Annotated in this window: 1 pseudogene; it reads right to left on the reverse strand. The window is 49.1% G+C overall.

From position 1 onward, the window contains the following. Positions 1 to 168: 168 nt before the first annotated feature. Positions 169 to 784 (reverse strand): annotated as a pseudogene (locus ACTHS3_RS16270) (beta-ketoacyl-ACP synthase); the annotation flags it as partial.

The following is a 784-nucleotide window of genomic DNA, read 5'->3' on the forward strand; positions in this document are numbered from 1 at the left end:
ATCGCAAGTTCCTCTACGAATTGTTGGCCGGAACAAGGGTGGTGTTTTTGAAACAGAACAAAACAAACGAATAAAAACAAAAAGCGACTCAATCCGTAAATAAAATAAAGGCCGTCTGAAACTCAAGATAAGTTTCAGACGGCCTTTAATCATAACATCAAGCAATGATTATTCTTGCCAACGTTTAAACACCAGCGAAGTATTGACACCGCCAAAAGCAAAGTTATTGCTGACCACATAATCGGTTTGAATCTCACGTCCGCCTGTTTGGATGTAATCCACCTTGCCGCAACGCGGATCGATGTTTTCTAAATTGACGGTAGGCGCAAACCAGCCGTTGTTCATCATTTCGATGGTAAACCAGGCTTCCAATACGCCGCATGCGCCGAGTGTATGGCCGAGATAGCTTTTTTGCGAACTCATCGGCACAAAACCAAACACTGCCTCAGTCGCCAATGTTTCAGCAATATCGCCTTTTTCGGTCGCCGTACCGTGGCCGCTGACGTAGCCGACTTTATCAGGCGTAATACCGGCGTCTTTCAGCGCAAGCTCCATACATTTCTGCATAGTTTCTTTTTGCGGTTGGGTAACGTGGCTGCCGTCGCTGTTGGCACCATAGCCGACAAGCTCGGCATAGATTTTCGCACCGCGCCGTTTGGCGTGTTCCAATTCTTCCAATACAAAAATCCCCGCGCCTTCACCGATGACCAAGCCGTCGCGTCCGCTGTCGTAAGGACGCGGGGTCAGTTCAGGTTCACCGTTGCGGCGGCTAGCAGCGTAGAGC

The organism is Neisseria sp. P0009.S007 (genome assembly GCF_051962515.1).